The organism is Alkalihalophilus lindianensis (genome assembly GCF_032843265.1).
In the GTDB taxonomy this organism is placed as follows: Bacteria; Bacillota; Bacilli; order Bacillales; family Bacillaceae_D; genus Alkalihalophilus; species Alkalihalophilus lindianensis.
In genome coordinates, this window is the sequence record NZ_JAWJBA010000001.1 from 33759 (window position 1) to 57178 (window position 23420).

The 23420-nt window shown below is 40.3% G+C and carries 27 protein-coding genes, 1 pseudogene and 1 other annotated feature; of the genes and pseudogenes, 20 read left to right on the forward strand and 8 right to left on the reverse strand.

Annotated elements, in window-relative coordinates:
- Window positions 1-2 precede the first annotated feature (2 nt).
- From cysI to RYX56_RS00240, 6 genes are all read left to right on the forward strand, one after another.
- Window positions 3-1721: an assimilatory sulfite reductase (NADPH) hemoprotein subunit gene (cysI, locus tag RYX56_RS00215; protein ID WP_317120128.1), complete on the forward strand. Its 1719-nt coding sequence runs from the start codon at window positions 3-5 to the stop codon at window positions 1719-1721.
- Between the two features lie 150 nt (window positions 1722-1871).
- Window positions 1872-2333 carry a VOC family protein gene (locus RYX56_RS00220; RefSeq protein WP_317120129.1) on the forward strand — a complete coding sequence of 154 codons (462 nt, stop codon included), beginning with the start codon at window positions 1872-1874 and terminating at the stop codon, window positions 2331-2333.
- 59 nt (window positions 2334-2392) lie between these two features.
- Window positions 2393-3076, forward strand: a complete 684-nt coding sequence (locus tag RYX56_RS00225; RefSeq protein ID WP_317120130.1) for a VOC family protein — start codon at window positions 2393-2395, stop codon at window positions 3074-3076.
- A gap of 129 nt (window positions 3077-3205) precedes the next feature.
- The gene (locus tag RYX56_RS00230; protein WP_317120131.1) at window positions 3206-3742 is read left to right on the forward strand and encodes a GNAT family N-acetyltransferase; all 537 of its coding nucleotides are present in this window, start codon (window positions 3206-3208) and stop codon (window positions 3740-3742) included.
- Window positions 3742-4197 carry a GNAT family N-acetyltransferase gene (locus RYX56_RS00235; RefSeq protein ID WP_317120132.1) on the forward strand — a complete coding sequence of 152 codons (456 nt, stop codon included), beginning with the start codon at window positions 3742-3744 and terminating at the stop codon, window positions 4195-4197. Before RYX56_RS00230 ends, RYX56_RS00235 begins: the two co-directional genes overlap by 1 nt.
- Before the next feature lie 139 nt (window positions 4198-4336).
- The gene (locus tag RYX56_RS00240) at window positions 4337-4588 is read left to right on the forward strand and encodes a GNAT family N-acetyltransferase (RefSeq protein WP_317120133.1); all 252 of its coding nucleotides are present in this window, start codon (window positions 4337-4339) and stop codon (window positions 4586-4588) included.
- Window positions 4589-5033: 445 nt separating this feature from the next.
- Here the strand turns inward: RYX56_RS00240 and RYX56_RS00245 are convergent, their stop codons facing one another.
- Together RYX56_RS00245 and RYX56_RS00250 are read right to left on the reverse strand one after the other, a co-directional pair.
- Entirely contained in the window at window positions 5034-5459 is a 426-nt protein-coding gene (locus tag RYX56_RS00245) for a hypothetical protein (protein WP_317120134.1), read from the reverse strand.
- Window positions 5453-5986 (reverse strand): hypothetical protein, encoded by a 534-nt coding sequence (locus RYX56_RS00250; RefSeq protein WP_317120135.1) that lies wholly within the window; start codon window positions 5984-5986, stop codon window positions 5453-5455. The genes RYX56_RS00245 and RYX56_RS00250 overlap by 7 nt, the downstream gene beginning before the upstream one ends.
- A gap of 409 nt (window positions 5987-6395) precedes the next feature.
- Window positions 6396-6647, forward strand: a binding site (T-box leader).
- A gap of 53 nt (window positions 6648-6700) precedes the next feature.
- Between RYX56_RS00250 and RYX56_RS00255 the strand changes: the two are divergent.
- From RYX56_RS00255 to RYX56_RS00270, 4 genes and pseudogenes are all read left to right on the forward strand, one after another.
- Window positions 6701-7700, forward strand: a pseudogene (locus RYX56_RS00255) (tryptophan--tRNA ligase).
- A 36-nt stretch (window positions 7701-7736) separates the two neighbouring features.
- Window positions 7737-8240, forward strand: a complete 504-nt coding sequence (locus RYX56_RS00260) for a GNAT family N-acetyltransferase (RefSeq protein WP_317120136.1) — start codon at window positions 7737-7739, stop codon at window positions 8238-8240.
- 148 nt (window positions 8241-8388) lie between these two features.
- Window positions 8389-9816 (forward strand): aldehyde dehydrogenase family protein, encoded by a 1428-nt coding sequence (locus RYX56_RS00265; protein ID WP_317120137.1) that lies wholly within the window; start codon window positions 8389-8391, stop codon window positions 9814-9816.
- A 145-nt stretch (window positions 9817-9961) separates the two neighbouring features.
- A complete protein-coding gene (locus tag RYX56_RS00270; protein ID WP_317120138.1) occupies window positions 9962-10363 on the forward strand; it encodes a hypothetical protein in 402 nt (133 codons plus the stop codon).
- A gap of 69 nt (window positions 10364-10432) precedes the next feature.
- Here the strand turns inward: RYX56_RS00270 and RYX56_RS00275 are convergent, their stop codons facing one another.
- Complete coding sequence (locus RYX56_RS00275) at window positions 10433-11674, reverse strand: hemolysin family protein (RefSeq protein WP_317120139.1); 1242 nt, start codon at window positions 11672-11674, stop codon at window positions 10433-10435.
- A 627-nt stretch (window positions 11675-12301) separates the two neighbouring features.
- Between RYX56_RS00275 and RYX56_RS00280 the strand changes: the two genes are divergently transcribed.
- The 6 genes from RYX56_RS00280 to RYX56_RS00305 all read left to right on the forward strand — a co-directional run bounded on the left by RYX56_RS00280 (window position 12302) and on the right by RYX56_RS00305 (window position 16276).
- A complete protein-coding gene (locus RYX56_RS00280; protein ID WP_317120140.1) occupies window positions 12302-12832 on the forward strand; it encodes a TetR/AcrR family transcriptional regulator in 531 nt (176 codons plus the stop codon).
- Between the two features lie 81 nt (window positions 12833-12913).
- Window positions 12914-13846, forward strand: a complete 933-nt coding sequence (locus RYX56_RS00285; RefSeq protein WP_317120141.1) for an SDR family NAD(P)-dependent oxidoreductase — start codon at window positions 12914-12916, stop codon at window positions 13844-13846.
- Between the two features lie 41 nt (window positions 13847-13887).
- A complete protein-coding gene (locus RYX56_RS00290) occupies window positions 13888-14676 on the forward strand; it encodes an MBL fold metallo-hydrolase (protein WP_317120142.1) in 789 nt (262 codons plus the stop codon).
- A 41-nt stretch (window positions 14677-14717) separates the two neighbouring features.
- On the forward strand, window positions 14718-15251 hold the full coding sequence (locus tag RYX56_RS00295) for a GNAT family N-acetyltransferase (protein ID WP_317120143.1): 534 nt from the start codon (window positions 14718-14720) through the stop codon (window positions 15249-15251).
- 31 nt (window positions 15252-15282) lie between these two features.
- Complete coding sequence (locus RYX56_RS00300) at window positions 15283-15657, forward strand: SH3 domain-containing protein (protein WP_317120144.1); 375 nt, start codon at window positions 15283-15285, stop codon at window positions 15655-15657.
- A 40-nt stretch (window positions 15658-15697) separates the two neighbouring features.
- On the forward strand, window positions 15698-16276 hold the full coding sequence (locus tag RYX56_RS00305; protein ID WP_317120145.1) for a nucleotidyltransferase family protein: 579 nt from the start codon (window positions 15698-15700) through the stop codon (window positions 16274-16276).
- A gap of 57 nt (window positions 16277-16333) precedes the next feature.
- On the opposite strand, the gene RYX56_RS00310 is transcribed toward RYX56_RS00305, so the two are convergent.
- From RYX56_RS00310 to yknW, 5 genes are read right to left on the reverse strand one after another with little or no spacing between them, the layout of a single operon-like run.
- Complete coding sequence (locus RYX56_RS00310) at window positions 16334-16618, reverse strand: hypothetical protein (protein ID WP_317120146.1); 285 nt, start codon at window positions 16616-16618, stop codon at window positions 16334-16336.
- Window positions 16619-16636: 18 nt separating this feature from the next.
- A complete protein-coding gene (locus RYX56_RS00315; protein ID WP_317120147.1) occupies window positions 16637-17830 on the reverse strand; it encodes an ABC transporter permease in 1194 nt (397 codons plus the stop codon).
- Complete coding sequence (locus RYX56_RS00320; protein ID WP_317120148.1) at window positions 17827-18519, reverse strand: ABC transporter ATP-binding protein; 693 nt, start codon at window positions 18517-18519, stop codon at window positions 17827-17829. Before RYX56_RS00320 ends, RYX56_RS00315 begins: the two co-directional genes overlap by 4 nt.
- Window positions 18512-19603 carry an efflux RND transporter periplasmic adaptor subunit gene (locus RYX56_RS00325; protein WP_317120149.1) on the reverse strand — a complete coding sequence of 364 codons (1092 nt, stop codon included), beginning with the start codon at window positions 19601-19603 and terminating at the stop codon, window positions 18512-18514. The genes RYX56_RS00320 and RYX56_RS00325 overlap by 8 nt, the downstream gene beginning before the upstream one ends.
- A 6-nt stretch (window positions 19604-19609) precedes the next feature.
- The gene (yknW, locus tag RYX56_RS00330; RefSeq protein WP_317120150.1) at window positions 19610-20290 is read right to left on the reverse strand and encodes a YknW family membrane protein; all 681 of its coding nucleotides are present in this window, start codon (window positions 20288-20290) and stop codon (window positions 19610-19612) included.
- A gap of 195 nt (window positions 20291-20485) precedes the next feature.
- On the opposite strand from yknW, the gene RYX56_RS00335 reads away from it, so the two are divergent.
- The 4 genes from RYX56_RS00335 to hutP all read left to right on the forward strand — a co-directional run bounded on the left by RYX56_RS00335 (window position 20486) and on the right by hutP (window position 23400).
- Window positions 20486-20917 carry a VOC family protein gene (locus tag RYX56_RS00335; RefSeq protein WP_317120151.1) on the forward strand — a complete coding sequence of 144 codons (432 nt, stop codon included), beginning with the start codon at window positions 20486-20488 and terminating at the stop codon, window positions 20915-20917.
- Window positions 20918-21067: 150 nt separating this feature from the next.
- Complete coding sequence (locus tag RYX56_RS00340) at window positions 21068-22084, forward strand: STAS domain-containing protein (RefSeq protein ID WP_317120152.1); 1017 nt, start codon at window positions 21068-21070, stop codon at window positions 22082-22084.
- 176 nt (window positions 22085-22260) lie between these two features.
- Window positions 22261-22746, forward strand: coding sequence for a fasciclin domain-containing protein (locus RYX56_RS00345; protein WP_317120153.1), 486 nt, complete (start codon window positions 22261-22263; stop codon window positions 22744-22746).
- Window positions 22747-22956: 210 nt separating this feature from the next.
- Window positions 22957-23400: a histidine utilization transcription antiterminator HutP gene (gene hutP, locus RYX56_RS00350; protein WP_317120154.1), complete on the forward strand. Its 444-nt coding sequence runs from the start codon at window positions 22957-22959 to the stop codon at window positions 23398-23400.
- Window positions 23401-23420: the final 20 nt, after the last annotated feature.

Sequence of the window (23420 nt, forward strand, 5' to 3'; positions counted from 1 at the left end):
ACATGGGGAACCAAATTTTAAAAGCGCCAGACGGCCCTAGTAGCGATGTTGAGCGCATTAAAAGTGATAGTAACTTTTTGCGTGGTACATTAAAGGAAGTCATGCTCGACCGAATTAGTGCGGGCATTCCAGATGATGATAATCGCCTGATGAAACACCACGGTAGCTACCTGCAGGATGACCGTGATCTTCGGAATGAGAGGCAAAAACAAAAGCTTGAACCAGCATATCAATTCATGCTGCGCGTTCGTATGCCAGGTGGAGTAGCAACACCTGCTCAATGGCTTGTGATGGATGAGCTTGCTCAAAAGTATGGGAATGGCACGTTAAAGCTGACAACACGTCAGACGTTCCAAATGCATGGGATTTTAAAATGGAATATGAAAAAAACGATTCAAGAAATCCATGCGTCTTTGCTTGATACGATTGCAGCCTGTGGTGATGTGAATCGTAACGTGATGAGTGTATCAAATCCAGACGAATCACATATTCATACGGAAGTGTATGAGTTAGGAAAAAAATTAAGTGATGATTTATTGCCACGTACAAGAGCGTATCACGAGATTTGGTTAGATGAAGAGCAAGTAGCTTCTACCCCAGCAACAGAAGAAGTTGAACCGATGTATGGCCCGCTTTATTTGCCACGTAAGTTTAAGATTGGAATCGCTGTCCCCCCTTCGAATGACATAGATGTGTATTCGCAGGATCTTGGGTATATTGCGATTGTGGAAGAGGGTAAGCTTATCGGATTTAACGTAGCCATTGGTGGCGGTATGGGTATGTCTCATGGTGATAAAGAGACGTATCCACAGCTTGCTAAAGTCATCGGTTTCTGTAAGCCAGATCAAATTCTTGATGTAGCGGAAAAAGTGATTACGATTCAACGTGACTACGGAAATCGTTCTGAACGAAAAAATGCCCGCTTTAAGTACACAGTTGACCGCCTTGGCTTAGAAAACGTTAAAGCGGAATTAGAAAACCGTCTCGGCTGGAGCTTTGATGAAGCGAAGCCTTATCATTTTGATAGTAACGGTGATCGCTACGGCTGGGTGAAGGGTGTTAAAGGAAAATGGCACTTCACGATGTTTGTAGAAGGCGGACGTATTGTCGATACAGATGATTACAAGCTTATGACGGCTGTGCGCGAGATCGCGAAAATTCACACGGGTGATATCCGACTAACAGCGAATCAAAACTTAATCATTGCCAATGTATCGAACCAGAAGAAGAAAAAGATAAACGAGCTGATCGAACAATATCATTTGACGGATGGTAAGCAATACTCTGCTCTACGCCGTAGCTCGATTGCCTGTGTGGCTCTTCCTACATGCGGCCTTGCGATGGCGGAAGCAGAACGCTACTTACCAACTTTAATTGATAAAATCGACGCCATTGTTGATGAAAACGGCCTACGTAATAAAGAGATAACCATTCGTATGACAGGCTGTCCAAACGGCTGTGCTCGCCATGCATTAGGTGAAATTGGTTTTATCGGCAAGGCTCCAGGCAAATACAATATGTATCTTGGTGCAGCCTTTGATGGTAGCCGCCTAAGCAAAATGTACCGCGAAAACATCGGTGAAGAAGAAATCTTACGTGAGCTTGGTGTGATTCTTCCTCGCTATGCAAAAGAACGTCAAGAAGGCGAACATTTTGGTGACTTTGTTATTCGGGCAGGTATCATTGATGCGACGACTGACGGTACGAATTTCCATGAATAATGAAGATGAAGGAGAGACAGGGATGCGTTCCTGTCTCTTTTTGATTCGAAATTGAGCTTCTACATCTAAAGTTGTAGATAATATTCATCTTTTCAGGTGAGGTGATTTATCAAGTCTCCTTGTATGATAGATACAAGGGAGGTTTTATTAATGATTAAAGGATTATATGAAGCTCATTTACCAGTTCGTGATTTGAACCGTTCAATCGAATATTATAAGGGAATTGGATTAGAATTTTCTCATAGACATGAAGATAAGTTGGCATTTCTGTGGATCGAAAAAAATAAAAGTTGGTTGGGGCTCTGGGAAACTGACAAAGTAGAACTTGAGTATCATCCTTCCATAAGACATATCGCTTTTCAGGTCACTTTAGAAGGCTTGAAGCAATCAGTTTCTTGGTTAAACGAAAAAGGATATCACCCTAGAGAAGCATTTGGATTCGAACCAGTTGAACCTTTTGTGATGGCACATAATGGCTTCGCGCATGCTAAAATCCATTTTAATGATCCTGATGGAAACAGTCTAGAATTAATTTGTCCATTAGAAAATCCTAAGAAGATCACAAAGCGAATGTATTTAAGTGAATGGGAAATGGTTAACGGAGAAAGGTAGAGGGGCTTGGTACTCTACATCATGCCTATACTACGTACGTTAAGAAGAGGTGACTATAAATGAAGATAACTGAGGTTTCATTATCGACGAGCAACCTAAACGAAATGAGGAGCTTCTATGAAGATGTACTGGAGCTTCCAATGGTGAAAGAAGACAAAGAGGCATTTACCGTTCAAGTAGGGGCAACTACTCTTACTTTCCTGCAATCAAATGAGCTAGAGGACCCATTTTATCACTTTGCCATCAACATTCCAGAAAACAAAATGGATGAAGCAAAAGCTTGGATTCAATCAAAAGTTGAATTAAATACTGAAAACGACTCAGATGAAGTGTTCTTTAAAAGTTGGAATGCTCGCGCCATTTATTTTGAGGACCCAGCAGGAAATATCCTTGAATTCATTGCCCGCCATAACTTGAAAAATGGTGTGACACATCGCTTTTCATCTATGGATTTTCTCAATGTTAGTGAAGTAGGGGTAGTTGTTCGTGATGTCATTCCATTTGTAAGAAAGCTGAATCAACTCGGGTTACCTAACTGGCGAGAAGATAGTGAGGGGTTAACACCGGTAGGCGATGAAACGGGTTTGTTCATTACGGTGAAAAATGGTCGGCGTTGGTTTTTCTCAACTAAAGATGCAAAATTTTTTCCTTTCGAAGTCTCGATTGAAGGAACAGGGAGGATGTTGTTTGAGGAGCAGGGAGATAAAATATCTATATTGTCCTGCTATTCAGAGAAAGTTTAATGACGAACATTGTTTTTCATGTACAAATATCCTTGATAGAAGGAGTTTGAAATAAGATGAAGAATGATATAGTCATATCTATTGTAGAGTTACATTTTGGTGTAATTAATTTAAAGTTAGGATGGTTTGATGATAAAAAGTAAAAGAATCATGTTACGACCAGTTGTTGAAGAAGACTGGGAACTTCGTTATAAATGGTTATCAGATCGGGACGTTAACGCAACTTTACCATCTGGAAGTGGACTTCCTTTAACTCCTAATGCAGTCAGAGAACGGACGCGGAAGTATGCTGAATCAAATGATAAAGGCATCTACTTTACAATAGTTGGAGAAGATAATAAGCCAATTGGGAACGCGCAATTGTTTAAAATTGATCCATGGAACCGTCATGCTGAGATAGGTTTGTGGATTGGAGAAAAATCAGAATGGGGAAAGGGGTATGGAACTGAGGTAACTGAAATTCTTGTTCAATTTGCATTTAATCGTCTAAATTTGCACAAAGTGTATCTTACTGTTGATGCAGATAATGTAGGAGCAATTCGCTGTTATGAAAAGGTAGGTTTTCATAGCGATGGAATACTACGGGATGAGATATATAAAAATGGAAAATATGTAAACCGAATTTATATGAGTCTCCTTAAAACGGACATAAGGAGGGCTTATTAATGGAGATACGAGTAGATGATTTAAATGGTTCTAAAGTGAAAAAATTGATTATGGATCACCTGAGGAGTATGGGAATTCATTCTCCTCCAGAAAGTATACATGCATTGAATCTAGATGGTCTACGAAAGCCTGAAGTCACGTTTTGGAGTGCATGGGAAGGAAGCGATTTACTAGGTTGTGGAGCACTAAAAGAACTTGACGCGAATCATGGAGAAATAAAATCAATGAAAACTTCATCAAACCAGTTAAGAAAGGGTGTCTCGAAAAAAATCCTTCAACACATAATAGATGAGGCAAAACAACGAGGATATAATAGGCTAAGTTTAGAAACTGGATCAATGAAAGAGTTTGTTCCTGCCAGAAAGTTATATGAGAGCTTTGGATTTGAGAGTTGTAAACCATTCTCTACTTATATTGAAAATAAGAATAGTGTATTTATGACGAAAGAAATTTAGTTTATTTTTAATTTCCATTGGTGCGCTATTTATTTGTTATGTTTTTTTAAGAGCAGGAGCTCTCAGAAGTAGCTCGTATGTAAAGGATCATTCAAACAGTATGAAAAGAATCGTTTAATAATGAGATGGAGTTAAGGAGTTGTCATTAGGCAACTCCTTTTTTCCCTACTCTATTGAAGATGCAATGTCATGGATTGGGCATCATCTTGAAAACTTTGAGTCGAATAGATCCTTCGAGTTTGCTATTACCGATAAAGAATCAAGAGAATTGTATGGAACGATCGCATTATCTAGCAACCTAGCGTTTAACCACGGTGAAATTGCTTATTGGATCGGAGAGGAATTTTGGGGGAGTGGATATGCGAATGAGGCCGCGCAAGCTATTATCTAGTTTGCATTTGATGAAAAGCACTATCATAAAGTATTTGCTCGTCATTTTCATTCAAAACCAGCCTCAGGAAGAGTTTTGCAAAAAGTCGGCATGAAAAAAGAAGGTATATTGATTGACCATGTGAAAAAAGAAAATCAATATGAAGACCTAGTTTACTATGGCTTGCTTCATTCAATAGGGTTTTAGACCTGACATTATCGTCAAGAACATTATTTTCTTGACGTTGATGAATAAGATTAAAAGTACATAGTTAAAGTTTAAATCTGTCCTAAAGACTTGTAAAGGCGGGCGAATCGTTTCCTAACAATATTCTACTTCCATATACCTGCACGTCTCACCCCTGCTATTGTAATAGAGGTTTAATATAAAAAAGGGGTTAACCAGTAAAGTCTGATTAACCAGGAAATACGAGGTACCTGTTAGTGAAAAAGTAGTTTTGCCCCGTCTATTGTAGTCGCGTAATAACAAGATGTGCAGAAACTGGCTCTGTTCCTCCAGCGTCAGGAGTGATAGTTAGTGCCGTGGCATTGTCCTCAGGATTTCTTACAGTGAGTATTGTATTGATGGTTGTAGTTTCAATAAGAGCCATCCCTACTATCTGGGAAGTGCCGGTTGCACGTCCGACCACCGTATAGGGTTGTTCAATACCATCAAGAGTTAAAACGAGTTGACCTGGTTCGGTCACACTCACCTGAAACAAGACCTGATAAATTCCAATTTCAGCCAAGTTGAATGTGTCGTCACCAGTACGGGAAATCAATCCCCCAGCACTAATAGGTCCATCTTGCGGAAAATCTACATTCGTACCGGGGGCAACTGTCGCAGAATTATCAGGAGGCATTAATGCATAAAAGTCTGCAAATGCTAACACGCCTCCAGCTGGTCCTTGAGGTCCTTGCTCGCCAGTATCGCCTTGAGGCCCAGCAGGTCCCTGAGGTCCTTGTTCCCCAGTTTCGCCTTGAGGTCCAGCTGGTCCTTGAGGTCCTTGCTCGCCAGTATCGCCTTGAGGCCCAGGAGGTCCTTGTTCCCCAGTTTCGCCTTGAGGCCCAGCAGGTCCTTGCTCGCCAGTATCGCCTTGAGGCCCAGGAGGTCCAGGCTCACCAGTTTCGCCTTGAGGCCCAGGAGGTCCAGGCTCACCAGTTTCGCCTTGAGGCCCAGCAGGTCCTTGCTCGCCAGTTTCGCCTTGAGGCCCAGGAGGTCCTGGCTCACCAGTATCGCCTTGAGGTCCAGGAGGTCCCTGAGGTCCTTGCTCGCCAGTATCGCCTTGAGGTCCAGCAGGTCCCTGAGGTCCTTGTTCCCCAGTATCGCCTTGAGGTCCAGCAGGTCCCCGAGGTCCGGGGGGGCAAATACATTTACATATTGTACATTTACATCTTTTACATCGATAATAGCTTTCACAACAATTATATGAACTAAATTTCATAATAAACCTACCTACCTTTCTTTTGTAGGTTATGATGGTAACTAATTCTCCGCTTGTATAAATACCTAATAAAGGAATAATATTGGTTTTTGACATTTCTATTCGATGGTTCTGTGGTCATTCAAGTGATGATTAAGTTTAAATGACTCTTAAATAATGGCTGAAACACAAACTGCTAATACCTCTTCTTGCAGGATTTTAGAGAGGGTTGGAATGCAAGTCGAACGAAAGATTACGAGATTTGGAAAGAAGCAAGCTATTTATTCAATAACATTATCCAATTATCAACATATGCAAAGGCAAGAGGAGATTAAAGTCTTGAAAAAGAGATCTTTTGTCACCACTTGACCTTTCACCTCCCATAATTTACTATTATCATAATATCTAAGAGCGATGACGAAAAAGAGTAGGCTATAAGACCGTTTCAGAGAGTGGATGGGTGGTGAGAATTCACACGGGATGATGGTTGAATGGGCTTCTGAGCTTCTAGTCTGAACAAATAGTAGGGCTAGCGGATGTCTTACCGTTAAAAAAGACTATGCATTCGGAGCGTAAAGTTTGGTTCTGTGCAGAAATAAGTGCGTTTACGTAATGGTAAACGAATGAAGGTGGCACCACGGGTTACTCGTCCTTTTTAGGATGAGTAACCCTTTTTGTATTTTCTGATTTTAATGAGAGGTGGGATTTGGATGAAGAAAAGAATTGTAACTGGGATCAAACCTACGGGAGACATTCATTTAGGAAATTATATCGGAGCGATCAAGCCTGCACTTGAATTGGCCAAGGATGAAGAGTATCAAGCTTCTTACTTTGTAGCTGATTATCATGCTTTAACGAAGATGCCTGAGCCAGGTGAATTCCCTCAGCTGTCGAATGGAATTGCAGCGGCATGGTTAGCATTCGGACTAGATCAAAATCAGTCGATTCTTTATAGGCAAAGTGATGTACCTGAAATATTCGAGTTGAATTGGATTTTAGCGTGCATTACTTCCAAAGGTTTAATGAACAGAGCACATGCCTATAAAGGGATCGTTGATCATAATAGACAAGTAGGAAAAGAAGTAGATAGTGGCGTGAATATGGGGATTTTTACGTATCCTATTCTCATGGCAGCTGACATTTTGATGTTAAAAACAGATGTTGTTCCAGTTGGAAAAGACCAAATCCAACATGTAGAAATTGCAAGAGATCTTGCTGAATCTTTTAATCATCATTATGGAGAAACATTTGTATTACCGCAGTTTCAAGTTCAAGAAGAGACTGCGGTCTTACCAGGGCTGGATGGTCGAAAAATGAGCAAAAGCTATCATAATACCATCCCTCTTTTTGAAGAGCCTAAAGAAGCTGCAAAAACGGATCAATCAAATAAAAACAGATTCTTTGCCTCCAGAAGCACCAAAAAATCCCGCTGAATCAACGATATTCACCTTATACAGAGAGTTTGCTTCCACGGAACAAGTAGAAGCGATGAGAGCTCGATATGAAGGAGGTATTGGTTGGGGGCAAGCGAAAAAAGAGTTATTTGAGGTCATGAATAACTATCTAGAAGAACCACGGGAGATATACAACGAGTTGATGGCCTCCCCTCAAAAATTAGATGAAGTGTTAGTAATGGGTGCAGAAAAAGCAAGAGCAGTGAGTGTTCCTTTTCTAAAAGATATTAAGAGGAAAATGGGCTTTTCTTTATAGGAATAGGATTAAAAATGATAATTGGCGGTGAAATAGATGATAGTAAGCCCTAATGTACATAAATATTCGGTTAAGAATCAGGATCAAGTTGTAGAGTTAATCCTGCAAATTCAACAAGAGGAGTACAATATAGCCATCACAAAAGAGGATCAGCCTGATTTATTTGCTATAGAAGAGTATTATCAGACGGGGAATGGTAACTTCTGGGTTGCTCTATATGATGGAAATGTAGTTGGTACGATTAGCCTGTTGGATATTGGAAATCATCAAGTGGCATTAAGGAAAATGTTCGTAAAGAAAGATTACCGAGGAGCAACTTATAAAACGGCTACTCTTTTATTGAAGACTGCTGTTAACTGGGCAAAAGAATGTGGCGTAAAAGAAGTGTACCTCGGAACGACGCCACAATTTTTAGCGGCACACCGATTCTATGAAAAAAATGGTTTTATCAGTATAGATTTTCATGATTTACCTAGTAATTTTCCTGTATTACAAGTAGATAAAAAATTCTATAAGTATGTTTGTTTTGAGACAGTTTAAGTTTGAACGACTTAAATAGATAAATAGAAGAGCATCACCTAGTCGGCCATCAATTGTTTTAGAAATCGACTTGCTGGGAATAGAAGTGCTATATACGTATTTTGGAAATTTAAGTGTGTATCAGCATAATAAAAAAGGAGTTTTTCCCATGCGAAATCAACTAAAGCATTATATTAATGGTGAATGGATGGAGTCGACTGGCTCTGAAACAATTGAGGTCATTAATCCAGCTACAGAAGAAGTGATGGGTAAAATCAGCTCAGGTACGGAAGAGGATTTGGATAAAGCGGTAAAGGCTGCTAGGTCAGCTTTTCCTATCTTTTCCCGTTCAACGAAAGAAGAACGAATCCAGTGGCTTGAGAAGATTGTGCAAGGCTATGAGGCAAGAAAAGAGGAGCTTATAGACATCATGACAGATGAGCTCGGTGCCCCTCTATCTGTATCAGAAGAGATTCACTATCATATGGGACTTGGTCATTTTAAACAAGCAATCGAATCCCTTTCTGACTTTTCATTCTCAGAGGATAGAGGGGGGCATACGCTTTTAAAAGAATCGGTTGGTGTGAGCGGTCTGATCACGCCGTGGAATTTTCCGACCAATCAAGTCTCTACCAAAATTGCTAGTGCGATTGCGGCAGGGAGCCCGGTTGTGTTAAAGCCAGCTTCAAAGACACCATTTGCAGCGATGATCTTGGCCGAGGTTATTGATGAAGCTGGTTTGCCAAAGGGTGCGTTTAACCTTGTGAACGGCTCCGGTTCTGTCATAGGAAATGGAATCAGCTCTCATCCTGACATTGATTTCGTTTCCTTTACCGGTTCTGGCTCTGTCGGTGAAACGATTATGAAAAAGGCTGCGGAAACGAAAAAGAAAGTGGCATTAGAGCTCGGTGGTAAGTCTCCGATTATCGTTCTTGACGATGCGAATGTGGAAGATGCAGCGAAGACAGCTCTCTCCAATATCATGACAAACACGGGTCAAGTATGTTCAGCCGGAACAAGAGTATTTATACCACAGTCTATGAAAGAGTCATTTGAGAAAAAGATAGTGGAGTTGTTGCCGACCTTCCCAGTAGGAGACCCTCGTAAGGAAGGAATAGCTACTGGCCCACTTGTCTCTGAGGATCAGTGGGACACCGTTCAATCGTATATTGAAAAAGGCGAAAAAGAAGCGACCCTGCTTGTCGGTGGAACCGGAAAGCCTGAAGGACTAAAGACTGGATATTACGCGAAACCGACTATTTTTACGGATGTTTCCAACGATTCCGTTATTGCGCAGGAAGAGATATTCGGACCAGTCTCAACAATTATCACGTACGATGAGCTAGAGGACGCCATTGAGATGGCAAACGATACGGTGTATGGACTGGCAGGCTTTGTAATAGGGAAAGATACCGAACTAGTAAGCCATGTGGCCTCAAGCATTAAAGCTGGACGCATAGTGATCAATAACGCAGACACTGACTTTAACGGACCATTTGGCGGATACAAGCAATCTGGAATCGGCCGCGAATGGGGTGATTTCGGAATTGAGGAATACCTAGAAGTGAAATCCGTACACGGTATGCCTACATCATAAACAAAACCGTACCAGCACCGTATGCTGGTACGGACTTTTTGGGTTTCATAAGTATGATGGGGTTAGTTACTGAAGAATGAACCAAAGTAACTTGTTCCGATTTTAGTATGAAAGGGTTATTCCTCAACCTATAAAAGATAAGGAAGTGATTCAAATAAAAATCAAACTTTTATCTATAACCCTTTTATTTTTTCTAGTTTTAGCGGGTTGTATGAGGCAGGGGGCATCTCCTGAAGAAGCACTTACAAGTGAACCTCAACATATTTACGCTCAAAGTAATATTGATGATGTAACGGTAGCTTTAGCTTATTTAGCTGAGGATGAAATTAATGTCGCAACCGTTCAAAAGCAAGGCGGCAGCTGGTACGTACTAGAAGAGTTAAACTTAGGAGAGCCCACCATTTCAAACATAGAAACCGTGCTAGAAGGTCAGTTTGTGATTGCCGGTTTTGCTGAACAAGGTGAAGAAATATCAGTTGATCATCTTCCGATCACGTTAGGTGATACTGGTGAAGTAAAGGGATGGTTTTTAACAAAGGAAATCTAATAAGCATAAAAAATGCTCGGATACCATATCCGAGCATTTTTTTGTGCTTTTTCTTTTTTCTAGTACCGACTAGACAATTTGAGGTTTTAGCTTTTTGGCGACTCTAACTTGAACTATTTTATTGTCAATCATAGCTTTAACTTCAAAGTGGAGATGATGGAACTCAAACGTTTCACCTTCATAAGGGATATGTCCGAGTTCTTTGTAAATAAATCCGGCAATCGTATCATACTCTTCTGGAACTTTTGTTTTAAAGATTTCGTTAAAGCGACGTATCGTAATTTTACCGTGACATGAAAGATGCGTGTCTGTTAATTCCTGAATTAAAACTTCACCTGCATCATCAGTCTCATCCTCAATGTCTTGTCCTATCATTGCTTCAATTATATCTTCATGACTAATGATCCCTGTTGTCCCCCCGTACTCATCAATGACAATAGCTATATGCTTTTTTTCCTTAAGCATCATTTTGAATACTCTTTCAATTGATACAAATTCCGTTACAAAAAGAGGGGAGTTATCCATAAAGTCCTTTATTTCCATAGAAGGGTTTAAGGACCACTTAAGTAATAGCTTAGAATGAAAGACTCCTACAATATTGTCCATGTTGTCCTTATAAACGGGATAGCGAGTATAATTACTTTCCATGACGATCTGCCTCGCATCTTCAAATGTAACATCACAAGGAAGTCCGTCAATTTCGGTTCTTGGGGTTTTTAGTGCATCTCGTACATCTTTTGTATAAAAATCAATGGCACCCTTAATCCTTTGAGATTCTTCTTTAACAAATGTTCCTTCCGTTAAAGCTATGTCTACCATTGTTTTAATTTCTTCTTTGGAAAATCCATTTTCTTCTTTGTTGCCTTTAGAAAGGATTTTAATCACGGTATTTGTAAACTTAGACAATAAATAAATGAGTGGTTTAAATAAAATAATGAGATACCTGATTACTGGAGCAACTATAAGGGCTGTTTTTGTTGAAAAAGTTGCAGCTATAGATTTTGGGAGGACTTCTGCAAAAATAATTAAGATCACTGTTAGAATTCCGGTTGCTATTCCAATGTTAATTCCATAGTCAATAGCGATAATGGTGACAAGGGTGGGAAGCATAATATTTGAGATATTATTACCTATTAAAATGCCCGTAATAAATTGCTCTGGCTTTGAAATTAACTCTAAAAGCTTTTGAGCTTTTTTGTCATTATTCTCTGCTCTTGATTGGACTTTTGTTTTATTCACTGCTGTTAAGGCCGTTTCACTACCTGATAAAAAAAAGGACATGAATAAAAAGAAAACTAATGCAATAAACACCGAGAACACCTCCGTATATCCTTATTTATTCTACCCGAGAATTGTTGGATAAAACATTCGGGTAAAGAATTTAAATTGAATGAAAAGTAAAGGTACCGAACGGGCGATCCTAAGTGGGAGACAGATAATTAAAAACGTAAGTAACGATAAGTAAAAGCGCACTGGATTATATCCGATGCGCTTTTGCTATGAAAGGGTATTTTTATACAAGGGGAAAGCTCAGACATTTGTCTGAGCTCATAGTTTTCAACCTTTACCAACTAGACACAATATCCCCTTATAAATAAGGACACATGAAAATAACAGAATCGTCAGCACGCCTACAATTAATACTAAAGGTTCTAAGGGTTCCATAAATCCACTTAACGGAACTCTAATTAATGCAAACCCAGCAAGAATGCACGACAAATACAAAAGTGGAAAACTATTCATTTAAATCCCCCCTTAGCCTATGTCTATTCAGGAACAGAGAAGATATTTCTCGAAACGATACATTGAACAGGAATAATGTATGGGTACTTGATAAATTTGGGAAGATATATTAAGCTTTAATTAACCAATGGTCAATTGAAGGAGGAGCTCTGTCTGTCACCACGTAAATCATCATCACAAGAACTGACGAAAGAAATGATTTTAAAAGAAGCAAGGGCTCAATTTATTGAAATGGGCTTTCAAAAGGTATCAATGAGAAGTATAGCGAAGCAGCTTGGTTGCAGCCATGGCGCACTCTATTATCATTTCAGCAACAAAGCTGAATTATTCTATGCGATTATTGAAGAGTATTTCAATAGGTTGAATCAGCTTATAGAGGAAGTTGTTAATCGTTCAGCTGGCCAGCAGACAAAGCTTAAGAATCTACTCCTCTGTTTTATTGAATTCGGTTTAACTCATCAAAGCCAGTACGAAATGATGTTTATGTTCAAAAACAATGAGGTGCACACCTTATCGCAAGAGGCTGCTAATCTTAGTTATCAAAGATTTGCTCAATCAGTGCAAGCCTTGTCCCCGAATAAGTTACCCATCAGCGAGATTTATTCAGCCTTTCTTGCTCTGCATGGCTTTGTTTCTCATTATCATAGTCAGGTCGATCATTTTGAGGAAGCGAAAGAGGCTGCTCATATACATGTCAATTTTATTATCAAAGCACTAACGCATTAAAGCGCTCTAAGGCAATGAACGATGACTTAGAGCGAACTATTTAACTTTAATTGACCAGTGGTTAATAAGGAGGTAATATGGATGAAAAAAGCATTAGTACTCGGGGCGTCTGGTGGAATAGGGTATGCATTAGTAGGTGAATTGGTGGCGAGAGGAATTGATGTCATTGCTTTTTCAAGAGGAAAAGAAAAGCTTGAGGAGCTTTACGAAAACAAATCAAATGTCACGATTTATCCTGGGGATGCACTAGTGAAAGAAGACGTATTGAAGGCTGCTGATAGTGTCGACGTGATCTTTCATGCAGTAAGTTTTCCATATCAGGAGTGGGAGAAGAAACATTTTCAATGTATGGATAGTCTATTGGAAGTAGCTCAGATAAAACGCGCAAAAGTGGCGCTTGTCGATAATATATACGCATATGGTAAGCAATCAACTCGTGTCACGGAATCAACGAAAAAAAATCCTCACACAAAAAAAGGAAAAATCAGATATGACATGGAAAAGAGAATGTTAGAGAGTGAGGTAGAGACATTAATTGTCCATATGCCTGATTTATATGGGCCCAATGCGAATAATACCATTCTTCATGAAACGCTAAAAAATGTCGTGCAAAATAAGAAAACTAATTTCGTGGGAGGTCTGAACGTCGCAAGGGAATACCTTTATACAAGTGATGGTGCAAAAGCGATGGTTGAGTTATCACTTCGTTCAGAAACGTATAATCAAACGTGGAATGTTCCGGCCGCACACGCTATTGCAGGAAAAGATCTTTTAGCCATCATACGAGAGGAAACGGGCTATCAAAAATCGGTAAGAACTGTTTCAACAAATATGGTTCGCTTCATGGGTTTATTTTCACCCTTCATGAGAGAACTGGTGGAAATGATGTATCTAACAGAACAACCAGTCCTTTTAAGCGGAGAAAAGTATGAAAGTGAAGTAACATCACTACCACGTACTTCATATAAACAAGGAATCCGTGAGACGATTTCTTGGATGAGGTCTGAAGAATAGAGTTGATAACCGCAATGAAGGTTGAGAGAGGGGATTGAAAAATGGGGAGCATCACAGACTCTTGGTTCACCGTGACTCAGATCGATGAGGATACATTTGCAATTAGTGAATATGGCCATTGGGAAAAGGTCCATTCTTTTTTAGTCATTGGAGATGAGAAAGCAGCGTTAATTGATACAGGTCTTGGCATAAACAACATCAAAAGAATCACAGATCAGTTGACTACACTACCAATTATCGTAATTACTACGCATGTGCATTGGGATCATATTGGAAGTCACGGTGAATTCGACACAATTTATGTTCATAAAGAGGAAGAAGATTGGTTGATCAATGGCATCAAAAAGCTGCCAATTGAGCAAATAAGAAAAGATGTGAGCCGTGACATCACAAAGCCCACTCCAGAAACGTTTGATCCAAAAACCTATCAACCATTTAAAGGGAAGCCTACGGGTGTGCTAGAAGATGGTGATGAAATCGAGCTAGGGAATAGAACGTTGACGATCCATCACACCCCTGGTCATTCCCCAGGTCATATAGCACTCTATGATCACCGCAAAGGATATTTATTTACGGGTGATTTATTGTATGATGAAACGCCTATCTATGCATTTTTCCCGACAACGAATCCTGTGGACTTAGTGATTTCATTAGAAAAAATCGCGAATTTGACTAACGTAACAAAGATTTATGGGGCACATAATACAATCGGACTTGATCCAACCCTCTTAAATGAAGTGAAGCGTGCGGTTGAAGAATTACGTAATCAAGAACTCGTGAATTTTGGAACGGGGATTCATCGATTTGAGGGGTTTAGCTTGCAGTTTTAGGATCCAAGGGTAGGATATGAAAAAAGAAGGAGGTGAACGCAATGAAGGGTGAGTCTGTGTATTTAAGAACAATCAAAAAGAAAGATCTAGAGAGTTTATATCAAGCCATTCAAGATGAAGAGATAAGGTACATGACCGGCACAAGAAGTGCGTTTTCGATGGAGCAATTAAGTGAGTATTATCAAAGAATAATGAGTGACGAAACGCGCTATGACTTTTCCATTTGCCTAACAGGTACAGAAGAGCTTATAGGAGATTTATCGATTTTGGAAATAGATGAAGAGAATAAAAAGGCTGGCTTCAGGATTGCCCTACATCACACCAATCATTTTAATAAAGGCTATGGCACAGAAGCTCTCCAATTAGCGCTACAATTTGCTTTTGATACGCTTAATTTGAATCGACTCCAACTTGAGGTATTTTCACATAACGTTCGTGGCATAAAGTCGTACGAAAAAGCAGGATTCAAGACAGAAGGGATCATAAGAGAATCCCTTTATATTAACAATCACTATTCAGACGAAATGATTATGGGGATATTGAAAAAAGAGTATGATGCATTGAAGAATTCATAAAGGTAGTCCATTGCTAAAGGAGATATAAGGTATGACTGAAAAAAACACTCTTTATCTTGTATTAAAACAACACACCAGCAATTACCCTAATCCAATCAAGCTTCTTGAAGGACAGAAGGTGCTAGTTGGAGAAAAGTATGAAGGGAAGCAAGAATGGGAGAATTGGGTGTACTGTTACACTATTGATAAATGTTTAGAAGGTTGGGTCCCCGCACAAATCATTAACGTTCATCGTAATCGGGGATACATAGTAGAAGATTACTTTGCAAAAGAATTGGATGTAGAGGTTGGGGAGCTACTTACATTACATAAAGAACTGAATGGTTGGTTTTGGGTGGAAAGAACATCGAATACAGAAGAAGGTTGGATTCCAAAAGAAAACGTAGAAAAGGTAAATAAAAATTAACTTTGCATCTTTAGTAGGTAGATTGCGTTTAGGAGGTTTTTTGATGGCTAAAAGCGAAAATGGTGTAATAGAACTAATTAAACAAGACGAATGGATGATGGACGTATTAAAAGCAGCGCAACAATTAAATCTTCCTGATTGGTGGATATGTGCAGGGTTTGTACGTTCAAAAATATGGGATACACTGCATAAGTTTAAAGATCGTACAGCTATGGCCGATGTAGATGTAATCTACTTTGATCCTGAAAATATTGATGAACTAGAAGAAAAGCAACTAGAAAAAAGGTTAAGTGTAATTATGCCATCTATTCCGTGGTCAGTAAAAAATGAAGCAAGAATGCATATACCTAATCATATTCCTCATTATTCCTCTTCGGTTGATGCCATCTCAAAATTCCCAGAAACTGCAACCGCATTAGGAGTGAAGTTAGATGAACAAGGAAATGTCATTCTAGCTGCTCCGTTTGGGATAAAGGACCTTTTAAGCTTAGTAGTTAAGCCCACACCTTATTTTATGGAAAACGAAGACCTTGCTTTCGTCTATAAAAAGCGCATCTTGAAGAAAAATTGGAAAGCGACTTGGCCTAAAATTAAAGTGCAACAAACAAAGTCTTATTGATTATTAATATGTCTATTAGTTAGGTTTATAAAAAGGACGTTTATCTTACTGCTCTCATCACTTTCTCAACAAGCCACAACCCCAAAAAAACGCCACTATAGATAGCAACGTGATGCGAAAGGCGCTGACCGTGACATAGAAATTTTGTTCCCACACTTTGACGCTTTCGTTAGGGTGAATGTATTCGATTTGGAAAAATACGGGTTCTCCTTCATACAGAAAGAAAGAGATGGTTCCACCGGTCAGAATACCTATAATGATTGAAAGCCATATTTTATTCCTCACATCATCAGCTCCTTTTAATGTCGTTTCTATCCTGTATGAAAAACCAGGACGAAACATATCTCGTCCTGGTTTTCGTTATTCATATCGAAGGGATTCGATTGGGTTAAGTCTAGCTGCTTTATTGGCTGGTAATAAACCGAAGATAATTCCAAGTGCCATCGAGAACAAGAGAGCCCCAATTATCACTGGCCAAGATAATAAGGAAGGCCATCCGGCAAAATAGGAAATCAGTGCAGCAATGCCCCCTCCGGCGAGAATGCCAATCATTCCTCCAATAAGGGTGAGTATAATGGATTCAATGAGAAATTGAACAAGAATTTGCTGGCGTGTCGCACCGAGTGATTTACGAATTCCGATTTCTCGGGTACGTTCTGTAACCGATACGAGCATGATATTCATGACGCCAATGCCTCCTACAAATAATGAGACCCCGGCAATCCCGCCAATAATCAAGGTCATGATTCGTGTAATTTGACCAATGCCTTCAGCTATCTCCTCCATATTCATAATTTGATAGGCTTCTTCTGTCCCATTTCGATTATTTAATAGTAGAGCTGCTTGTTCACCAGCCTCCTGAAGTTCTTCTAAAGAAGAAGATTGGATCGTGACTTGATTAAAGTCATTTTTCCCGTAGACATTTCGCCACGTTTCCCATGGCATGTAGATCTCCTGGACGCCAAAGGCAAAGAGTCCAGTAGGCTCTTCAAGCACCCCAATGACTTCAATTGGCTGATTGGCTACTCGTATCACTTCTCCAAGTGCGGAGGTTTCAGGAAATAACTCTTCAGCAAGAGAGTGAGAGAGAAGGGCGACTCGTCTTCCGCTTAAAAAGTCAACTTGTCCCAGGCCGGTGCCTTCAGCCACGGCGAGTTCATGAACATTTAAATATGCCTCGCTGACCCCGGTTATAGAGGCGTCCTTTGTTTCTGTTTGATAGCGAACTGAACTGTGTTCATTGCTTGTTGCTACAACGTTCTCAATGCCACTAATTTGTTCGAGTGCTCGGATATCATCGACTGTAAAAGCAGGTTCGTTCCAGATGTTCGGGTTGGCTTGTATTTCTTCGTCCGATGGCATGTAAAAGATGTCTGATGTATTCCCTTCACCAGCGATCGAGGATTTCAGCATCTGCTCTCCACCTTGACCAATTGCGACAACGATAATGACTGCAGCCACCCCAATAATGATCCCGAGCATCGTAAGGATTGAGCGCATTTTATGAGCTCGAATCGAATTGATTGCCATAAAGAGGTTTTCGGTTAGGCTCATGAGTATCGCTCACCTCGCCGTTCTCCTTGGTCAAGTACTTCTCCGTCTCGAACAAAAATAGTTCGGTCTGTGTACTCAGCAATCTCTGGCTCGTGGGTGACCAGCGCTATTGTCGTGCCTGCCCGATTGAGATCAACGAGTAAGTCCATGATTGCAGCGCTCGTTTTAGTATCAAGAGCCCCGGTTGGTTCATCGGCAAGAATAATCGTAGGGTCGTTGACAAGCGACCGGGCAATCGCCACACGTTGCTTTTGCCCGCCGGACAACGAGTTAGGAAGATAATCCATACGTTCTTTTAATCCAACTTTTTCTAAGGCTATCTCTGCACGGTGTTCCCGTTCTTTCTTTTTTATCCCTGCATAAATCATCGGTAGTTCGACGTTCTTCTTAGCAGTCAGCCGAGGGAGTAGGTGGAATTGCTGAAACACAAATCCAATCTCACGGTTACGGACTTTCGCAAGGCCTTGATCATCATACTTTGAAATATCTTCACCAGTAAGTAAGTACCTGCCTGAACTAGGAGGATCGAGACAGCCGATAATGTTCATAAGCGTCGATTTGCCCGAACCAGAAGGACCCATGATGGCAAGGAAATCTCCTTTTTCAATCTCAAGGTTAATCCCTTTTAAGACGGTTACTTCACTTGTACCGAGCTTATAAGATTTTGTTACTTGTTCGAGTTTAATCACGGACGGTCACTTCCCCTCCGTCACTTAACCCAGTAGGTACTTCTGCCACAACTTGATCGGTTTCACTAAGACCTGAGCGGATTTCAAAGGAACCGTCTGATGTCATCCCTAGTTCGACTTCCCGCATCACAGCGATCCCATCTTCAACGACATACACATAAGACATCTCATCGTTTTGTACGACGGCATCAAATGGGAGAGAAAGAGATTCGCGTTCTTCAGTCACCACATTTAAGATCACCTGGTAACCAGGACGGAGATCAGAGGTGTCACCTGATTCAAAGCTTACAGTAAGAGGGTATCTAAGGCTTGAATCTGCCTCCCCTTGCTCTGGAAGGAAATCAATCGCCATGACTGCCCCCGTCCATTCTTTATCCAAAATAGCATCTGATTGGATCGCTACTTCCTGACCTTCTTTGATTACCAACGAATCATACTCAGAGACATAGCCACTAATCGTAAATTGGTCAACAGAAGCAATCGTCATCTGGGGGTCAGCACCTTTATTAATTGTGACAATTGTGCCTGCGACCGGACTTTTCACGATTCGTTCTGTTGCTTGCTTTTCTAATTGCTCTTCTTGTAAGAGGAGCTGACGTAACTCTAGATTCGCCGCACGCTTTTCATAGTCTAATTGCTCACGGTCCTCTTCAATCATCTGTGCAGCATCGGCTTTACTCATCTCTTTTTCAAGTTCTTCCTTTTTATCATCAAGACGCTTCTGTTGCTTATCCACCTGGTTAATACGTAAGTAGCTAGATTCCTTTTGAAGAGCCAGTTGGTCACTCTCAAAGTCGAGATCATCACTAGTGTACTCGAGTAGGGGATTGCCTTCTTCTACGACATCACCTTCTTCAACGAGTAGTTCATGCTCTTCACCAGGGCGTATGGAGATCGTTTCTGTTTCGGCAAGCTCTACTTCACCTGGAATCATCACTTCATCTTTCATCATCTCTTTTTGTGGTTGGATCAGGTCTACTTCAAATGATTGATTGGCATCAGATTGTAGCACGCCAACAGTCGTAAACCCAATTACAGCAACAGCTATACCTACACCGATTAAAAGCTTTTTCTTTTTCAACATGCTCACCTACATTCCTGAAGTCAGAAAGCTGATCACTGCCGCACCAACAGTAATTACTAGCGTCACTGTCCAAGCCGTAGCTGGTCGCATAGAGGCAACGATTTGTAATCCTAATGCAGTAAGGATTAAGGTCCAAAAGGCGAAGACTTCAAAGATAGCGATAAAAGCATAAAGGGGGTCGAACGGGTCAAATAAAACGGTCAACCCAGTAATCATTTGAATCGGATTAAGATTGAACATAGTGGCAATTAAAATATTGATTAATAGACCAAGTCCGGCAATCAAACTTATAAATACATTCAATGAGAATAACTGCTTGTATGTAGCATTACCTGCCGTTAATTTCACAGCAATCCACATGATAAAGGCTCCTATGACTGCTCCGAGGGTAGGCATGATGATGGAAGTGATAAAAGTCGTCATTCGAATAAATCCTTCAGCTTCTGCAAAGAATGCCGCATCCCCTCCATTAGGAATGTCTCCTACAAGTGCTTGGAAATCTGTTGTAAATGCCATGATCGCAGCCCATAAAGCATAAATCACGGTAACAATTAACAAGGGCACGAGGACCTTTGGATTTTCTTTGATTCTACTAAACTGTTCACCCGGATCAGTAATCACCTTAAATAAGGATGGCTTCTCCTTTTTGGGCTCTACCGGGTCAATTTGATGTGCAGTTTCTGACATGGGAATTCCTCCTCTATTTGTATTCAGTCTATTTACGCATGTAATTGCCAAAAGTTTCAAGGAGTTTGGAGATAACTTTAGAGAAAATTTAGATTTAATAAGTAGAAAGGATACAATCTTCATTCCCTGCAAACATGAAATATATGGTATTATAGAGAAAATAAGCAAGCTGTAAAAAACTAAAGAGGTGTCCTTATGATCCTAGGTGTGTATCCTTATGTTGTGACAAATGGAAATGGAGAAGAAGCGGTTGAATTTTATAAGGAAGCGTTAGAGGCAGAAGTATTAGGTGTGCAAACGTTTGGGGAGATGCCGGAGAGTCCTGAGTTTAAGTTGCCAGAGGAGGCTAAAGCTCGTATATTGCATGCGAGTTTGAAAATTGGTCAAACGCAGCTTATGCTTTCTGATACATTCCCTGGCCAGCCGTATCAGCTTGGCTCACAGGTGACAATTGCGATCACATTTAGCGATGCAAGTAAATCCAACGAGGTCTTTGCAAAATTAGAAGAAGGTGGCGAGGTGACGATGCCGCTGCAAGAGACTTTTTGGAGTCCGTCATACGGACAAGTCACTGATAAATTTGGTGTGAGCTGGCAGATCTCTACGCTAATGGAGGAAGATATGTAAGGAGTCAGCATCAGGCTGGCTTTTTTTATGCTTAGATTTAGTGGGAAGAGGGTAGTAGTACCTTTAAGGAGTAGATTTGTCAAATCAATTGAAAATTCTACTTACGAGTAGATTCATTTGAGGTCGAAAACTAGCGGAGGATGCATCTATATGGATAAGAAAAAGGAATTAACCGTAGGTGGAGTGGAGTTGAAGTGGGATCTAGAAACGGGCGATGTGTTGTTTGAGAATGGTGACGTTGTCTTTTTCTGGATTTCAGCCATGAAAACCTTTTTTGACACAATCAAAGAAATTTCAGGTGTCGAAGCAACGAAGCTTGTTTTTGAAACGACCGGATTTCGTCAAGGGCTAATTGTTGGCGAGGGCTTTCGTGATATGAAAAATATTGATACAACTAATGTAGTGGAGTGGCTATCTAATACGTATGCAACGGCGGGCTGGGGGAAAGTAGAGATTAAAGAAATCGATATTGAAAATGATACATTTAGTCTTTATATCCAAGATGATTGGGAATACAAAATGAATCAATTGGACGATAAGAACACAAAAGGGATCTTTGTTCCTTCTCATTATGCAGGAGTATTATCAGGGCTTTTCCAAAAAAACTATTGGTATAAAATCCTCCAGTATCAAGATGAGGACCATCCTCATAGTATCGTGAAGTATTTCCCTTCGGAAGTGAGCATCCAACATAATATCCATGAACTCTCAAGGCGACAGGAAGCAGAGAAAATTGCTCAACTTGAAGATCTTGTAAATGATAAAACAAAGGCATTGCAGGATCTAGTAAAAGAACTATCTTCTCCAATCATCCCTGTTTTAGAAGGCATTATTGTTGTTCCGATGATAGGTATCTATGATCGTGAGAGGACGGAAGATTTATTAGATAACATCCTCATTCAACTTCCAAAATATCAAGCGAAGTACTTATTGTTAGATTTAACCGGATTAAACGGAAATATGTGCGAACATACAGCGGCGGCCATTGATAAATTAGGCTCAGCAGCAAGGTTGCTTGGAACAGAAGTTATTTTAGTCGGAATCTCTGCAGAGCTCGCTTTAACCATCACAAAAACGTTAACAAATTTGAAAGAATACGAATGTCTCCAGTCATTGCAACACGGGATTTATTATGCGTTAGGCAAAAGTGGACGAAGAATCGTGTAGTAGAGAAAAGACCAAACAGGATTAGGTTTGGTCCATTTTCTATGAAATGGGTGATACATATTTTTTTTGCACATTTTAGGATAAAAATGTATTTCATACGAATACTACCTTTTGACACAAGTTCCTGCTAGAAGACTTAACATAAGCTTGCAGGCAAATAAAAGGAGGTTTTTTTGGTGGGTAAAAAAATGGCACTGGTACTCGTAGCATTTGCGATGATCATCTCATTTTCTCAGGCTGTGTTTGCGGCAGAGGAAACACAGCAGGACATCGTTGATACGGCGTTGGCAGCAGGTCAATTTAATACGTTGGCAGCTGCATTAGAGAAAGCGGATTTGGTAGAGGCGCTGAAAGCTGATGGGCCATTCACGGTATTCGCTCCAACCGATGAGGCATTTGATAAACTTCTACAAGAATTAGGGATTACAGCAGACGAATTATTAGCAAGAGAAGATCTTTCAACGATCCTTTTGTATCATGTTGTACCTGGTAAAGTATTTTCAGGAGATTTAAAAGACGGAATGAAGGTCAAAACATTAGCGGATAAAGAAGTGACGATCTCACTTAATCCGACAAGAGTGAATAACTCAAATGTGGTCACACCAGATATCCAGGCTTCAAACGGTGTGATTCATGTGATTGATGCTGTGTTAGTGCCGTAATGGAGGAAAAGGAACGCTCGGATTCAGATCCGAGGGTTTTAGTATAGCGTTCATACAAGGATACCAACAAAGACGTTGGTGTCCTGTTTGATTTCTACCCATTTTATAAGCACATTCGAAAATTTTATTGACAGCTGAAAATAAAGCGCTTACACTAAATGTAGTTATTAGTTGGCGAGCGCCAAGTAGAAAAGTGAAAGAGTTGTTCGTATGGCATTAAGTAATGAACGTCGAATTGGTCGACATGCTATTATGTTGTTGCTCTCAGATGATTCTGAGCAAGAATTGGCAACACTGAAGCAGTCGAATTGGAATGGTTGTACAGGTAAAGTGGGTTCAATGGAAGCGCATAAAGTCGTAGCAGCCATTGAAACGGCTGCAAAGAAAAATGGGATTATCCAACCGAATATCTATCGTGAAACGCATGCATTGTACCATGCCATTATCGAAGCCTTACATGGTGTTACGAGAGGCCAGGTTCAACTAGGTTCTGTTCATCGGACCGTAGGATTATCGTTTGCTGTGTTAAGGGGCAATCCTTATGAAAATGAGCTAGAGGGAGATTGGATTGCGGTTTCGTTATATGGAACCATTGGTGCACCTGTAAAAGGATCAGAGCACGAAGCGATTGGACTTGGAATCAATCACATATAATACGCCCATAGTATTTTAGC

What these genes read in the sequence shown, in the direction of transcription:
- RYX56_RS00315 (WP_317120147.1), bottom strand. Translation starts at nt 17,830, where the DNA reads ATGAGCCTAACCGAAAACCTCTTTATGGCAATCAATTCGATTCGAGCT.
- RYX56_RS00235 (WP_317120132.1), top strand. Translation starts at nt 3,742, where the DNA reads ATGGAGATACGAGTAGATGATTTAAATGGTTCTAAAGTGAAAAAATTG.
- RYX56_RS00285 (WP_317120141.1), top strand. Translation starts at nt 12,914, where the DNA reads ATGAAAAAAGCATTAGTACTCGGGGCGTCTGGTGGAATAGGGTATGCA.
- RYX56_RS00220 (WP_317120129.1), top strand. Translation starts at nt 1,872, where the DNA reads ATGATTAAAGGATTATATGAAGCTCATTTACCAGTTCGTGATTTGAAC.
- yknW (WP_317120150.1), bottom strand. Translation starts at nt 20,290, where the DNA reads ATGTCAGAAACTGCACATCAAATTGACCCGGTAGAGCCCAAAAAGGAG.
- RYX56_RS00265 (WP_317120137.1), top strand. Translation starts at nt 8,389, where the DNA reads ATGCGAAATCAACTAAAGCATTATATTAATGGTGAATGGATGGAGTCG.
- hutP (WP_317120154.1), top strand. Translation starts at nt 22,957, where the DNA reads ATGGCATTAAGTAATGAACGTCGAATTGGTCGACATGCTATTATGTTG.
- RYX56_RS00335 (WP_317120151.1), top strand. Translation starts at nt 20,486, where the DNA reads ATGATCCTAGGTGTGTATCCTTATGTTGTGACAAATGGAAATGGAGAA.
- RYX56_RS00310 (WP_317120146.1), bottom strand. Translation starts at nt 16,618, where the DNA reads ATGTTTCGTCCTGGTTTTTCATACAGGATAGAAACGACATTAAAAGGA.
- RYX56_RS00340 (WP_317120152.1), top strand. Translation starts at nt 21,068, where the DNA reads ATGGATAAGAAAAAGGAATTAACCGTAGGTGGAGTGGAGTTGAAGTGG.
- RYX56_RS00230 (WP_317120131.1), top strand. Translation starts at nt 3,206, where the DNA reads ATGATAAAAAGTAAAAGAATCATGTTACGACCAGTTGTTGAAGAAGAC.
- RYX56_RS00295 (WP_317120143.1), top strand. Translation starts at nt 14,718, where the DNA reads ATGAAGGGTGAGTCTGTGTATTTAAGAACAATCAAAAAGAAAGATCTA.
- RYX56_RS00260 (WP_317120136.1), top strand. Translation starts at nt 7,737, where the DNA reads ATGATAGTAAGCCCTAATGTACATAAATATTCGGTTAAGAATCAGGAT.
- RYX56_RS00300 (WP_317120144.1), top strand. Translation starts at nt 15,283, where the DNA reads ATGACTGAAAAAAACACTCTTTATCTTGTATTAAAACAACACACCAGC.
- RYX56_RS00325 (WP_317120149.1), bottom strand. Translation starts at nt 19,603, where the DNA reads ATGTTGAAAAAGAAAAAGCTTTTAATCGGTGTAGGTATAGCTGTTGCT.
- RYX56_RS00290 (WP_317120142.1), top strand. Translation starts at nt 13,888, where the DNA reads ATGGGGAGCATCACAGACTCTTGGTTCACCGTGACTCAGATCGATGAG.
- RYX56_RS00280 (WP_317120140.1), top strand. Translation starts at nt 12,302, where the DNA reads ATGATTTTAAAAGAAGCAAGGGCTCAATTTATTGAAATGGGCTTTCAA.
- cysI (WP_317120128.1), top strand. Translation starts at nt 3, where the DNA reads ATGGGGAACCAAATTTTAAAAGCGCCAGACGGCCCTAGTAGCGATGTT.
- RYX56_RS00225 (WP_317120130.1), top strand. Translation starts at nt 2,393, where the DNA reads ATGAAGATAACTGAGGTTTCATTATCGACGAGCAACCTAAACGAAATG.